We start from the raw sequence: 13,166 nt of genomic DNA, 5'->3' as shown, positions 1-13,166 counted from the left end.
ACAACCTTGGGATCTGATCCTTTGGGTGTAGGCCACAAGGCGGCATGGCCACTGAGCTTGCGTGCAATTCAGCATAGACAGATATTAGCGTTAAACGAAACAACGCGGACCACGATTGCCGCCCCGATTCTTTATCATTGAGGTGAACAAACGCACTCGATTGTCAGACAAGAGAAGTCAGTGTTCGCCCTGAAAGTCGTACCTCCTACGCGAGGATGGGAGAACGAAGGGGAAATAAAGAGAGAACAAAGAGCGAACCAAGAGAGGGCAAAGAGAGAGCAAAGGGCAAGAAAAAACGCAGGTATCGCGGAGAAATAGCAAAGGAAGGGCGAAGGAGTGACGGAGAAATAGCAGAGCAATAGCACCGGGAAGGTAACGGGACGCCTGGGCCTCACGCGAGCATCGCGCGGGCAACGACAATGCTGAACCCTGACCACGATAACGACACCGCGAACGACACCAAGAACGACACCAGGAGCAAGGCCTGGCCATACGCCCCGCCCTGCTCCCGATGACTCGCTCGGCGCCTTGTACGGCGCCTTGTGCAGACTGTATCCACAAAAGCCTGTCATCGGGAGCCAGCCGTCAAGCGCAAGCCATCAGCAGAAAACTAATAGGCTGCTGACATCTCGGTGAAATCATACGAAGACGGCAGTTCTCTGCTCACTCCTTGAGGGCCGCGCAGACCCGCTGGGCAGCCACCTCGTCGATGATCAGCCCTTGCAGCCAACCACCGCGCAACGCACTCAGGATGGCCGGCACCTTGTCGTGGCCGCCCGCCAGCCCGATCAGCGGCTGCGCCTTGAGCGAGGTCAGCGGCACACTGGTGATGCGCTGCGCCAGCGGGCAATCGATCAGCCGGCCATGGGTGTCGAGCGGCCAGCCCATCAACTCCCCCACGGCACCGACCTCCATCAGCTCATCGCGCTCGGCGGCGCTGATGAACTGATCCTGGAACAGCGTCGCCTGGGCATCGAGACGCCCGATGCCGATCATGCCCACATCGGCCTCACAGGCGACCTTGAACACCGCCTTGACCAGATTCTGCCCCTGCAGCGACTCCTTCTCCTCGATGCTGGCCGCCACCACGGGCGCGGGCAGCAGGAAGCGATCAGCGCCGATCTTGTCCGCCAGCAGCATCACGCCGTCATAGCGGTTGGAGGAGCCATCCAGCGCCACATTGCCGACCAGTGACACGATGCGATGCTGGGGGCGCTCGCTGCGACTCAGCGCTTCCACCGCCGCACGTACCGCACGCCCGGTGCTCAGCGAGATGGTCTGTGGCTGCTGGCGACCGAGATAGAACGCCAGGCGCTCGGCACCCGCCACCGCCAGATACTCCGCGATGCTCTCCGGTGACTGGGTGTCAGAGGGCACCACATCGCAGAAGCTCAGCCCGAAGTGCTCCACCAGCGTATCCGACAGCGCCATGCTGCTGGCCACGGGATGATCGATGGAGATCTTGACCAGCCGCTCCTGACGCGCCAACGACAGCAGGCGCTGCACGCCGGGGCGCGACACCCCCAGCTGAACCGCGATGTCGTCCTGGGTCCGTCCACCGACATATGACAACCATGCAGCCCGCGCAGCCTGCTCCAGTCGCTGTTCAAACTTGTCCATGCGCTTTCTTCCACACTGTCGATTGAGTCCAACACTTTCCACGCCGCCGCCACCGAGCACAAGTGCCACGCGCCAACCCGCGCGCAAAATGACAACGCCCCGCCGATGAAGGCGAGGCGTTGCAGAGACGCTTTTTCGCGCCGATGGCATCAGCAGACTGACGCCTACGTGCCGCGAAGGACTACATGAACCAGCGTGCGCCATACCCCCACAGCAGCACGGTGACCGCCAGCAGGCCCTCGAGAACCAGCACCCCGATCCCCAGTGTCGACCCGGTGACGAGGAAGCCTTCCTTGTTGGAGATGTCGAGCAGTGGCGGGATGCCCAGATACAGCAGGTATGCGCTGTAACACAGGCCAATGGTGCCCGCGAGGATACACACCCAGATGACAGGGTAGAGCGCGACCAGCCCCGCGAGGAACATCGGCGTGGCGACATAGCCCGCGAAGATGATGCAACGCCGGCGGCTGGGGTGCCCCGAGAAACGCTGCGAGAGCATGTGAATGACAGTGCCCATGAAGCCGATCGCTGTCAGTATGGCGATATAGAACGCGATACCGGCGAAGAAGGCATCCAGAGGCTCCAGAAGAATGGCGTGGCCTTCCGTCAGGCTCCAACCGAACTGCGTGGTCCCGATGTAGGCGCAGATGACAGGCACCAGCGCCATGAGCAGCACATGATGTGCGTAGAGGTGGGTGATGGATTCGTGTTCCTTGCGGATGGTCTGCCATTCCCGTTGCGGATGCGCCATCAAGCCCCATACGTGGGTCAGCATGTGGTCTACCTCCCGTTGACAGTCGTCGACAATCCGGCCATGCGGTCCCGGCGCGGAGTTCGTGTCAGGGCAGTTGCACAGCCATGATTTGAGCGTAGACCACATTGCGCCAACTGGCAGTTCAACGCCCGTTGCCCCTTCCGAATCGTGCCGGTGCAGGCGTGAAACAGGCCAACCGGGGAAGCGTTGATCGAGACAGCGACAGCACGCCCTGCACTTTTGAGGGATACTTGATTTACCCCCTATGGATGGATGACGACGAATGCCAATCGGACAGCGTAGCGGCATGAAGGCAGTGCTTGTCATGCAGGGAGTGCTCGACATGAAGAGAATGTTCGGCATCAAGAGAGCGCTCGGCGTGGGCTTGGCACTGGGCCTTGCCACCCTGGGCACGCCCGCCCAGGCGGAGCCTGTCGAGCTGACCATGAGCCGCGAATACGGCCCCCAGACCATGATGGGCCAGCGCGCCCAGCAGTTCGTCGATCAGGTAGCATCGCTCAGCGAGGGCGAGCTCGAGATCTCCTTCGGAGAAGGCCCGCTGAGTCGGCTGCGCTCGGTGAATCATCTCGAGGCCATCAACGCCGACATCATCCAGCTGGCTGACTCCCACAGCGGCGCGCTGGCCGCCGAAATGCCGCTGTTCGGCCTCAGCTCGCTGCCGACCCTGGTCGATGACCCGCATCAGGCGCGCGAACTCTACCGCCTGGCGCGCCCCAGCTATGAAGCGCTGCTGGAAGAGCATGACCAGATTCTGCTCTACGCCCTGCCCTGGCCGCCCAGCGGGCTGTGGTCGCGCAAGCCGATCACCACACGCGATGACCTCCGGGGCGTGCCCGTGCGGGCCTACGACCGCAATACCCAACGCGTACTGCTCAACCTTGGCGCCATCGCCACCGTGCTCGGCTGGGAGCCGATGCAACAGCAGCTGGCCGAAGGCCGTATCGAGGCAGTGATGACCTCGGCCCTGGGCGGCCTGACGGCGGAGCTCAACCGCACGCTGGATCACTACACCGCGCTGCAATACGCCATGCCGCTCAATATCGTTCACATGAGCCGGTCACGCTTCGAAGCGCTCGACGACACCCAGCGCGAGGCCCTTCTCAGCGCCGCGACCGAGATCGAAGACACCAGCTGGAACGCCATCGCCAGCGTCCTGGAGCAGACCCATGCCCAGCTGGAAGAGGCCGGCGTGACGGTCAGCAATCCGCTCTCGCCCGAACTCAAGCGCTCACTGGCACGCGCCAGTGTCAGCGTGATCGAGAGCTGGCGCAGCAAGGTTGACCTTGAGGAAAGCGAACTGCTGGATCGCTATCTCGCACAACGCGATGCCCTCTGAGTCAGGCACGCGCCCACGCCACCGACCTTGGCCATGACGGCCACCCCACGCGGCAACCTCTCCCGACAGCGCAGGGAAAATGCGCGACGTCACGATTCACCTGAGCATAAACGCAGGCATGCACTACCCTAGCGGGCAAAGGTCAATGACAAAAAGAAAGGATTCCCCATGACGTCTTCCTCACGCATTTCCGCGCTGTTGTCCGCTGGCCTGGCCACGGCAGGCCTGATCAGCGCACTCAGCGCGCACGCCCAGACGACCCTCAGCATGAGCAGCGATTACGAGCCCGACACGATGATGGGCCAACGCGCTGCCGAATTCAGTCAGCAGGTCGCCAGCCAGTCCGAAGGCGACCTGACGCTGACGCTGCGCTCGGACATTCGCTCCGCCAGTCACCTACAGGCCACCGCCGGCGGTGTCATCGACATCGCCGCGACACTCAGTGGCGCGCTCGCCGAGGAAGCCCCCTTCTTCGGCATCTCCTCACTGCCGGCGATCGCCTACGACCTCGATGAAGCTCACCGCCTGTACGTGGTCGCGAAGCCGCGCTACGAGGAACTGCTCGCCGAGTACAACCAGATCCTGCTGTATGCCCTGCCGTGGACGCCCAGCGGCCTGTGGTCGAAAGCGCCTATCGCTGACGGTGATGACCTGAAGGACATGCCGATCCGCACCTACGACCGCAACACGCAGCGTGTGCTGCTCAATCTGGGCGCGGCGCCTCAGGTCATGAGCTGGGGAGAGCTCAAACCCCTGCTGCCCGGTGGCAGCATCCACGGCGCGCTGACCTCCGCGATGGGCGGTGTCAGTGCGGAGCTCTACCGCTACATGCCCCACTTCACCACGCTCAACTACGCGATGCCGCTCAATATCATCCACATGAATCGCGATAGCTTCGACGACCTGACAGAGGCGCAGCAGCAGGCGTTGATCGATGCCGCGCATGCCGCCGAGTCTGCCGGCTGGACGGCCACCCACAGCGTGCTGGACGAGGCCTACGCCATCCTGCAGGAGAACGGCGCGAAGCTGATCACCCCGGCCCCACCTGAGCTGCAGGATGCCCTCGAGGAGGCCAGTCAGCATGTGGTGGAAAGCTGGAAGCAGAAGGTCACCAGTGAAGATCGCGAACTGCTGACGAAGTATCTCGAATCACGTCCTGAGCGCTGAGCCCGAAAGCACTGATGATCGACAGGCTCCAGACACGACAACGGCACCCTCGGGTGCCGTTGTCGTCTTCGTGCGCTTCACGTCTTGTGCAATAGAGCGGGGCTCTGCTCAACGATGCGACGCCGCCAGTCCCGCGCCGGCCACGACGAATAGACTGCCCGTGGTGCGATTGAACAGCCGCACGCGCCGGTGGCTATCAAACCAGCGACTGATGCTGGAACCCGCATGGGCGTAGGTGCTCATCGTCAGCAGGTCCACCACCAGCCAGGTCAGCGCCAGCACCACGAACTGGGGCAGCTGCGGTTGGGCCATGTCGATGAAGTTGGGAAACAGCGCGCCGAAGAACAGCAGGTCCTTCGGGTTGCTGATCCCGATACCGAAGCCCTTGCGGCACAGTTGCCAACGCGTGGCTCGGGCGCGCATCTGCCCGTCTTCCCCCACGGCATCGAACACCACCGGCTGGGATGGCGCCCGCCAGGCCTGAATGCCCAGATAGATGAGATAGAGCGCCCCGACGATCTTCAGCACCAGAAACCCCGTCTCGGAGGCCGCCAATGCTGCGCCGAGGCCCAGCGACGATAAGGCCATCAACACCAGTGACGCCGCCGCCCCACCCACCACCGTCGCGAACGAGCGGCGTCGGCCGTGGCGCAGGCCATGATCCATGCACAGCAACGCAAACGGCCCGGGAAAGGTGATCAAGGCAGTGATGACGCTGACATATGCCAGCCAGACGGTGAGTTCCACTGGGTTTCCTTGTCGTTCAACGAGTGACGAACTGCTGAAAGGTGACCTGCCAATATCGCGACTCTCCGCCACGTCAGCAACACTTTTCGCTCCGATCGGCTCGGCAAGATAGCCGCTCCCCTCTTTGAGCACGTTGTTGCTGCCGATAACCACTTCTGCGGGGGCTGCCTGGCATTGACAACCAGCCTCCATCACACTTCACTCATGCAAGGAGACTGCCGAGCGCTATTCACAAGTGCCCTGCTCACAAAAGCTCTGATCACAGAACTCTGCCCCAGATTCAGGACGAATCTGGCGACACTAAACTACCAGGGAAGAACCATGAGTGACTGCGTGTTTTGTCAGATCGTTGCGGGCCACAGTCCAAGCCATGTCGTGGCCGAAGACGAGCAGTTCCTGGCCTTCCTCTCCATCTTTGCCTCTACTCCGGGCAACACGGTCGTCATCCCCAAACGCCACCTGGGCAGCTGCGTGTATGAACAAGACGATGAGGTGATTCTCGGCCTGATGCGCTTCACGCGCCGCGTGGCGCGCAAGCTCGACGCCTACTTCGGGGTAGCACGCACCGCCATCATCTTCGAGGGCTACGGCGTCAACCACCTGCACGCCAAGCTCATCCCGCTGCATGGCACACAGCCAGGCGAATGGCAGGCCAGAAACTCGAAGATGAAGTACTACATGACCGAATACGATGGCTACGTTGTCAGCGCGGATGGCCCACGTGAAAGTGATGAGAAGTTGGCCGAGCTGGCGGAAGATATACGCCAACGTTGTGAGTGAAAAACAAAAAAGCCTCCCATTCGGAAGGCTTTTTTGAAGAATCTGGAGCGGGTGAAGGGAATCGAACCCTCGTCTTAAGCGCCAGTTACAGGATGCTTTGAGCCTTATCATTGCACAATTTGTGTGCCTGCTCTGTGTGCCCATTATTCACAATGCACAACAAAAGGAAAGCCCCGCCAAATTGGCAGGGCTGGTACGTCACTGAGTGGTCCACCTGGCGGGCGTTCTAGACAGCTGCGGCGGCGCCGGCACCAGCCATGCTTACTGCTCTTCTGGGGCTGCTGGATTGTGAGTGCTTAGAAAATCATGCTGGCTAGTATCCGAGACGAGCGCCGGGGGCCCTGCCATTCATCGAGCTGACTTTCATCAAGACCTTGTCATCGTCAAAGACTGCAGAAAGGCTCTGCTGCTCAGTGCCGATACCGAACGCTCCCACGTGGACATAAACCCAATTAACCACCAAGTTGCCATCATTGCCAAAACCTTGCCCAACAGGGGCGCCAAACTGCTCTTTCATCTCTGACAGTGTCGTAACGCCCGGCTCCAAAGATTCTATGGCCGCGTTATCCATCTTTTGACCACTTGTTGCACAACCGGATACGGCTGCGGCTATGACGATCGGGGCTACGATGCCGGGGATGTAATGATGCATTACCTTCTCCTCCATGAGTGTCCCTAGATGGTAGCCTACGGGCACAAAAAAGCCCGCACATGGCGGGCGTGTCTTTTCAGCGCTTACGGTTCGGTGGGTGCTCAATGTGAGCCATGATGCGCGGGGCAATCCATTGAACATCCAGTCCCAGGACTTCACACAGCCGGGATAGCTGCGTCTGACTAGTCAGCAGGTCGGCCAGGGCCGCGTGTGCCTCCTCCTTGTCACCGGCCAGCTTCGGTGCTCGGCCATGCAACGCGGTCTGGCAGTCATCGACGTACAACGCCAACGCCGCTCGCCAGATAGACAGATAGACAGATAATTGGTCTGATCTTCCTGCTCGACTTCTGCCATGCCGCCACCTCCTCACTTGAGTTCGACTTCCACCAGGCCGTGCAGCTCATCACACCGCGCCTCAACACGGGCCGTGAACGCTTCTGCTCCCTCATCGAGGCCACGGCGCAACGTTTCCCCTTGCCGTGTCTTGCTGCCCGCAATCACCGCCATACAGACGCTGCTCTCACCGCCGGGCATTGAGGCATCGACGCGATTCAGAAAAATGACCAGCGGCTCGCCATCATCCGGCGTCAACACGCGCTCCAGCTTTGCCATGCGTCGCTTGAGGGCTTCACTCGCCATGAGCTGCCTCCAATGCTTCCAGACGCTGCGCCAGCTCCGTCACCTCGACGATCCGGGCGGCACCGCCAAGGGCCGAGACCATCGAAGCCGCAACATCTGCCGGTACGGTGCCCTGAGCAGCCGCTGACAGCCAGCACTCGGCCTGCTCGGCCAATGATGCACCTTCAGGAATGGCGAGCGTGACGGGCGCTGTAGACGCCTTCACGGGCGGCTGGAGGCGCTCGAGCACCAGACGCGCCGCTGCCATATCACCAGCCATAGCTCGCTCAACCACGACGCCGGCCACGTCAGCGCCGTGCTGCTCCAGCTCACGACGTAAGGCGGTGTGCTTGGCCTTTGGGCGACCAGCGGGATTGCCGCTGGTGCCTGGGGCGAATGTGCCGCGCTTGGTGCGCTTGTCGGCTGTCATGCCTGGCCTTCCAGCTCTGCGCGGGCGGCGGCGGCTGACTGGCTCTCGCGGCGGTAGCTATCGGCTACTGCCTTAGCGCTCACGACGTCGGCAGCGTCCAGGGCGGCGGTGTAGCCGTCGTTTAGGCGGCTCTGGGCCTTGTCGATGGCTTCTTGCTTGCGCAGCACGTCAGGTGCGTGGGCCAGCAGGGCGCGGCGCATGATCGTGCCTTGGTTCTCGGCTGAGATGCCGGACACAAGCGGGCTGGCGTTGGTCAGCGCGTATATCACTTCCCCGTCACCGCGCTGGATGGCCTCACTAATGGCCTTTTGTCGTGCCTCGGCGCTCATGCTCAACAGTGCGCTGCGAATCTCGGCCTCAGCGGCCTGGCCGCGTGTGGTCAAGCCCAGGCGTTCGATTGCTTCGCCCTGGAGGGCTTCGCGCTTCAAATTCAGGCCTGCCCGTGCCCGGTCAAATTGGCCAGACATGCGCGTCAAAGCGGCATCGGTGAGCTTGGCGAGTTGGTTGAGGTGCGCAGCCTGGGTGACGGCTGGATCCTGGGCGTTTCGAACCTTGCTCAGCTGCTCGAATGACTGACGCCAGCTCGCCAAGGTGTCTCGGGTGCCCTTGAGCGTGGTGTCATCGGCCATGCCTGACTCGCGGGCAATCGTGTCCAGAAACGCGCCATTGATTCGCTCGGGAATGGTGAACTCGGGCAGGGGCTTTCGTGCATGTGCGTCGGTTTTCTGAGCGATGCGGCCACCGCGATATTCGAGGTCAGGACGGTACGACATGTGCGTGGCGCCTTTGTTTTTGAGTGTTCACTCATTTTACCCTAATACTGGACGGACATACAGTGGTTTCTGCCTGATATGGCCTGCACGATTCAACGGAACAGGGGGTGATAAAAAAATCATGATAATACGGATAATCATGAATTTCCCAGGCAAAGATAGTAATACGTCTCACTCAATGTGCCTGTTTCTAACCTGCTCATCAGGGCGCGTTGAATCTGTCGCGGCAGCGGGTGTCCGGCTGCTGGGTGCCCGTGTGATTTATGGACTGATCGGCACTTGGTAACACATGGTGCGGGTTGGTGCGGAAGATAGTGCGCTCAAAAACCGCTCTAGAACGCGGGTTGCAGGGCGCCCGTTACCAAAGTGACCATCTAATCTAGAGATTTGAGATAAATAATAGATAGGGGGGAGCGTGGTGGTGACGATGGATCGCGGGAAAACTTGTGATCTGCTGGCGAAAGATGGTCACGTTGGTAACACCCTTGCTGCAGCTACCATGATTGCTGGGCTTGAGGTCACACCATAACCCTGAAAGATGGTGGTAATAAGGTGCGTAGATGGTGCACACAAGGTCCTGCGGCGAGTCGCGGCAGCAAACGAAAACCCCAGCGCAATGGCTGGGGCGGGTGGGCGAAAGGATCACATGATGGGGTCAGGCATTAAGAATCGCTTGTCTCGCTGCCGGCGCTCTACGCCTCGAGCCTTCAGAAGCGCTGCCACTGCATTGGCTTCTCGCTTGCTGGGCTTGTCATACCCAAGGGACTTCATTATCTCGGTAGAGTTCATCCACGAGATGCGCGATACCCCCCAGTTGAAGTGGCTATCAAGTGCCTCCTCCAGCGGATCGACCTGCTCGAAATTACCATTGGATGCCGCCAGCTTGGCCTCCTCCTCCGGCGTCAACCACCACTGCTCACCGTCCTTGTACATCGCGTAGACCTGAGCCCATAGCTGCTGCAGGTCGTCTGTGATGCTCTCATACACCAGTGATGCCACTTCGACAGTCCAGAAGCGGGAGTTACCCGTCGTGTCGACCAAGAACTGCGCATCGTTAACGCTGGCACAGAACACGGTGCGACGCGGCAGCATCGACTCAGTGCGGGCGTACGGCTTGCGAATACGATCCTCGCCATTGGTCACGAAGGCTTTCAGTCGAGCGATGTCGGCCTTTCGGAACGTGGCGTCCAATTCACCGATCTCGACGAGCCAGTTAGACACGGCGCTGGTAATACTGTCCTTGTCTGCCGGATCAATCGCGGCGCCCTCACGGAAATACTCACTCAGCGAGGCCGGCAGCAGGTTACGGAACCAGCTGGTTTTGCCGATGCCCTGGGCGCCAGTAAAGACCAACACGCCGCGGGCATGGAAACCACTTGGCTTGGCCAGCGCGGCGACGGCAGACACTAGCCAGCGCGTGATGAGCGTGTCCCGCAGCGTGTAGTCGAACTCCGCAGGGATTACCACGCTGTCCAGCAGGTCTTCCAGCCGGTCAATGCCATCCCACGGCTTGCTCTCGATCCAAGTCAACACCGGGTTGTAGGCGTTATCATCGGAGATAGCCAGCATGTACTCGCCTAGCTCCCCGACGGGGAGCCGGTTCATATGGGCCAGCGACTTCACGTGTGCCAGTGTGGCCGCGTCGTGGTTATCGCGCGTCGCGGTCAATCCCGGAACAATCGCCTCGTCGCGCTTACTGATGAGGTTGTAGCGAGGCTGAATGCCATAGTGCGCCAGCAGTCGCCTGAAGTTGGCCAGCGTGGGGAGAGGCTTGCCGCTACCCTGCATGTGCGACCACTCCCCTTCCGGCATTGGTTCCTGTTGCTTGTTCCGCATCATGGCGTTCTGCGCCAGCAGCGCGGCGTTGTCAGTGTCACCCCAGAACTCAGATAGCGCGGCTTCAAGTTTCCCGAGCGGCGTTCCCACCTTGTGATCTAGCAGCAACGCATATTGCTCAGCTGTCTGCGCCAGGTCGAGACACTGTTCATGCCAGTCTGCCGCGTCCCGGTCCAGCCAGGTTGCCAGATTACGGCGGTGCTCCTCTCTCTCATCAGCCCATGTCTTGCCCACCACTGCCAAGCGCTTGGGCATCCGCTCAATGTGCTGGGCTGCTGCTGCCGGCGTCATGCTACTGAGTAGTGTGCTGGTTAGCTGGTTCATGCTTCGCCTCCGTGCGCCTGTTCGTACTGGTTTTGCTGCTGCGACCACAGAAGCAGCCGCTGGGCGAACTCAGCATCCGAGCCCACGAGGGAATTGAGCCAGACTGGATCAACCCGGTACTCCTTCACGGGAACTATTTTGCTGTCAGGTCGGGTGAAGCTCTTCGAGCGGGTGACAATCTGCCAGTCGTGCAGCTCTACCAGGTCTTTTGCGCGGCGGGAGGCGTTGCCCATGCCATAAGCGCGAAGTCGGTCATTGTCTAGCCATCCACAGCTGAGCATGAGCCAAAGGGACCGTGCATTGCAGGTACCAACGACGGGGAGGCGAGGAGCCTTAGTAGACGGGGTGCCAAACATCTCAAACTGGCTCATGCGCTCACCTCCTGGGCGTACTGGGGGCGATTTGCGCGAACCCATGACTCGACTTCAGCAGGATCGAACAGCGGGCGGTCACTGGCCCCATAGACTGCAACGGGCTGGGGGAATGAGTCGCGCGTCTCGAGCCATCTCTTCACGCTTGTTGCGGTCACGCCACTACGGCGGGCTACATCTGAAATACAGACTAGCTTCAACATGGGCATATGCCTTCTGAGGTAGTTTTTCACTTGCCTCGAGGCGCGAATTCGTTTAGATTGTGACACTTGACGATATCCAATCTGTTTTGCTCGCACCATCGGGGCTGGACAGAAGCATGAGCCTGACCCTTTGCCGTTGCACCGGCATGAGGGTCGGGCTTTTTGCGTCTACGGTGCCATTATGACTTATCTCAGCTAGCTGGCACAAGCTGAATTCTAAAAAACTCTTGACTTTTCAATCACCTATACCCTACAGGGTAGTGATTCTAAGCACTTCCAATCCAGCATCCCCACCAGGTCGGCCAGCATTGGCAGGCGCTGGCGCTTATCTGCATCTCTGCCATAGTGGTCTGTCATGGTCTGCGCCGAGTGGCCTAGCAACCAAGCGATAGCATAGCTCTGCCCACCAGCCAGCCTTAGCTCTTCAGCCACCGTATGCCGATAGCCGTGAAAGTCGGCCTCAATGCCCAGCTTGGCCCGTTGCCGCGTGAACCACTTCGAAGCATTGAAGCCATAGCGTCCCTGGCGCCGCTGCAGGTCAAACAGGCGCTCATGCTCCTGACGGCCGGCCACGAGATCGAGAAAGCCCAGCTCGATGAGCCTCGGGTGAATCGGGACGGTTCGACACGAAGCCGCGTTCTTGACGTGCCGGCCATCGCGGGCATGTATCTCGAGATAGTCAATCCCGTCATGCCTGCCTATATCGCCGGGGGACAGCGCTGCCAGCTCCTCCAAACGCGCACCTGTATAGATAGCCAGCAATGGCAGCCAGTATTGCCACCCGGCGCCGGTCTGCCCAACTGATGCACCGAACCACGCCTTTAGCTCGTCCTGGGTCCAGGTCTTGCGCTTGGCTATCCCCTTTCCACGCTTGGGCTTGAGCCCCTGCAATGGGTTGGCCTCGAGATACCCGAAGCTGACCAGCCAGGCGGCGAAAGATGAGACGCGTGTGATGATGTTGCGCTGCGTGGTGGGACTGATCGGCTGATAACCATCAGCCTTGATGTCAGCCAGCGACATAGAAGCGAATCGGCCCAGTCCACGCCGTGACGGGTAGACCCCGAGGCGCTCCACAAACTCACGCGCCACAGCCTTATCAAAGCGCTGGGGGTCGACATCGCCAACAAGCTCCACGAGGACGCCGAGGGCATGGCGTGACTCATGGCGCGTCTTGCCCCTAACGTCATCAAGCTGATGAGCAGCGTAACGCTCCCAAAGCAAAGTGAATGACTCAACAGCCTTTGGCGGCGACGGCTTGGGGCGGGGCTTTCTCTCTGGCGCGGGAATGCCAGGCATAACGCTTCGTCGGAGCTCATCTAGCGAGGCAGCCGAGCCAACCAGACCATCAACCTTGAGACGCAGAGATGCTGCCCTATGGCGGGCTTCATGCTTGTCTTTGGTCGCGAGGGAGATGCGAAGCTCGTTGCCGAGATGCTGGAATTCGGAGGGTATGCGCCATCTGAAATGATAAACACCAGAAGGCTTTCGTACAGTGTACGGGATCGCCATTGTGTGACCGCCTTATGTACCTATG

13 protein-coding genes are annotated in these 13,166 nt (G+C 60.5%); 3 read left to right on the top strand and 10 right to left on the bottom strand.

Going from position 1 to position 13,166, the window contains the following annotated elements; all coding sequences use genetic code 11:
* Positions 1–663: 663 nt before the first annotated feature.
* Entirely contained in the window at positions 664–1,620 is a 957-nt protein-coding gene (locus tag CLAM6_RS05850) for a sugar-binding transcriptional regulator (protein WP_043334551.1), read from the bottom strand.
* Positions 1,621–1,801: 181 nt separating this feature from the next.
* On the bottom strand, positions 1,802–2,395 hold the full coding sequence (locus CLAM6_RS05845) for a Yip1 family protein (protein ID WP_082388794.1): 594 nt from the start codon (positions 2,393–2,395) through the stop codon (positions 1,802–1,804).
* Positions 2,396–2,717: 322 nt separating this feature from the next.
* On the opposite strand from CLAM6_RS05845, the gene dctP reads away from it, so the two are divergent.
* A complete protein-coding gene (gene dctP, locus CLAM6_RS05840) occupies positions 2,718–3,731 on the top strand; it encodes a TRAP transporter substrate-binding protein DctP (RefSeq protein ID WP_172978633.1) in 1,014 nt (337 codons plus the stop codon).
* Between the two features lie 168 nt (positions 3,732–3,899).
* The gene (locus tag CLAM6_RS05835) at positions 3,900–4,898 is read left to right on the top strand and encodes a TRAP transporter substrate-binding protein (protein ID WP_153635402.1); all 999 of its coding nucleotides are present in this window, start codon (positions 3,900–3,902) and stop codon (positions 4,896–4,898) included.
* Between the two features lie 108 nt (positions 4,899–5,006).
* On the opposite strand, the gene CLAM6_RS05830 is transcribed toward CLAM6_RS05835, so the two are convergent.
* Positions 5,007–5,645 carry a LysE family translocator gene (locus CLAM6_RS05830; protein ID WP_153635401.1) on the bottom strand — a complete coding sequence of 213 codons (639 nt, stop codon included), beginning with the start codon at positions 5,643–5,645 and terminating at the stop codon, positions 5,007–5,009.
* A 321-nt stretch (positions 5,646–5,966) separates the two neighbouring features.
* Between CLAM6_RS05830 and CLAM6_RS05825 the strand changes: the two genes are divergently transcribed.
* The gene (locus tag CLAM6_RS05825) at positions 5,967–6,425 is read left to right on the top strand and encodes an HIT family protein (protein WP_153635400.1); all 459 of its coding nucleotides are present in this window, start codon (positions 5,967–5,969) and stop codon (positions 6,423–6,425) included.
* Positions 6,426–6,738: 313 nt separating this feature from the next.
* Here CLAM6_RS05825 and CLAM6_RS05820 read toward each other — a convergent pair whose 3' ends face one another.
* The 7 genes from CLAM6_RS05820 to CLAM6_RS05790 all read right to left on the bottom strand — a co-directional run bounded on the left by CLAM6_RS05820 (position 6,739) and on the right by CLAM6_RS05790 (position 13,141).
* The gene (locus CLAM6_RS05820) at positions 6,739–7,077 is read right to left on the bottom strand and encodes a hypothetical protein (RefSeq protein WP_153635399.1); all 339 of its coding nucleotides are present in this window, start codon (positions 7,075–7,077) and stop codon (positions 6,739–6,741) included.
* A gap of 366 nt (positions 7,078–7,443) precedes the next feature.
* Positions 7,444–7,716 carry a hypothetical protein gene (locus CLAM6_RS05815; RefSeq protein ID WP_153635398.1) on the bottom strand — a complete coding sequence of 91 codons (273 nt, stop codon included), beginning with the start codon at positions 7,714–7,716 and terminating at the stop codon, positions 7,444–7,446.
* Positions 7,706–8,125 carry a DUF5681 domain-containing protein gene (locus tag CLAM6_RS05810; RefSeq protein ID WP_153635397.1) on the bottom strand — a complete coding sequence of 140 codons (420 nt, stop codon included), beginning with the start codon at positions 8,123–8,125 and terminating at the stop codon, positions 7,706–7,708. Before CLAM6_RS05810 ends, CLAM6_RS05815 begins: the two co-directional genes overlap by 11 nt.
* Complete coding sequence (locus CLAM6_RS05805) at positions 8,122–8,898, bottom strand: hypothetical protein (protein WP_153635396.1); 777 nt, start codon at positions 8,896–8,898, stop codon at positions 8,122–8,124. Before CLAM6_RS05805 ends, CLAM6_RS05810 begins: the two co-directional genes overlap by 4 nt.
* 642 nt (positions 8,899–9,540) lie before the next feature.
* On the bottom strand, positions 9,541–11,058 hold the full coding sequence (locus CLAM6_RS05800) for a virulence-associated E family protein (RefSeq protein ID WP_153635395.1): 1,518 nt from the start codon (positions 11,056–11,058) through the stop codon (positions 9,541–9,543).
* Positions 11,055–11,429, bottom strand: coding sequence for a hypothetical protein (locus tag CLAM6_RS05795; RefSeq protein ID WP_153635394.1), 375 nt, complete (start codon positions 11,427–11,429; stop codon positions 11,055–11,057). The genes CLAM6_RS05800 and CLAM6_RS05795 overlap by 4 nt, the downstream gene beginning before the upstream one ends.
* Positions 11,430–11,875: 446 nt before the next feature.
* Entirely contained in the window at positions 11,876–13,141 is a 1,266-nt protein-coding gene (locus CLAM6_RS05790; RefSeq protein ID WP_153635393.1) for a site-specific integrase, read from the bottom strand.
* Between the last annotated feature and the right edge of the window lie 25 nt (positions 13,142–13,166).

The organism is Cobetia sp. AM6 (assembly GCF_009617955.1).
In the GTDB taxonomy this organism is placed as follows: domain Bacteria; phylum Pseudomonadota; class Gammaproteobacteria; order Pseudomonadales; family Halomonadaceae; genus Cobetia; species Cobetia amphilecti.
The sequence above is the reverse complement of the archived record's forward strand: the minus strand, read 5'-3'. Positions and strand labels throughout refer to the sequence as shown.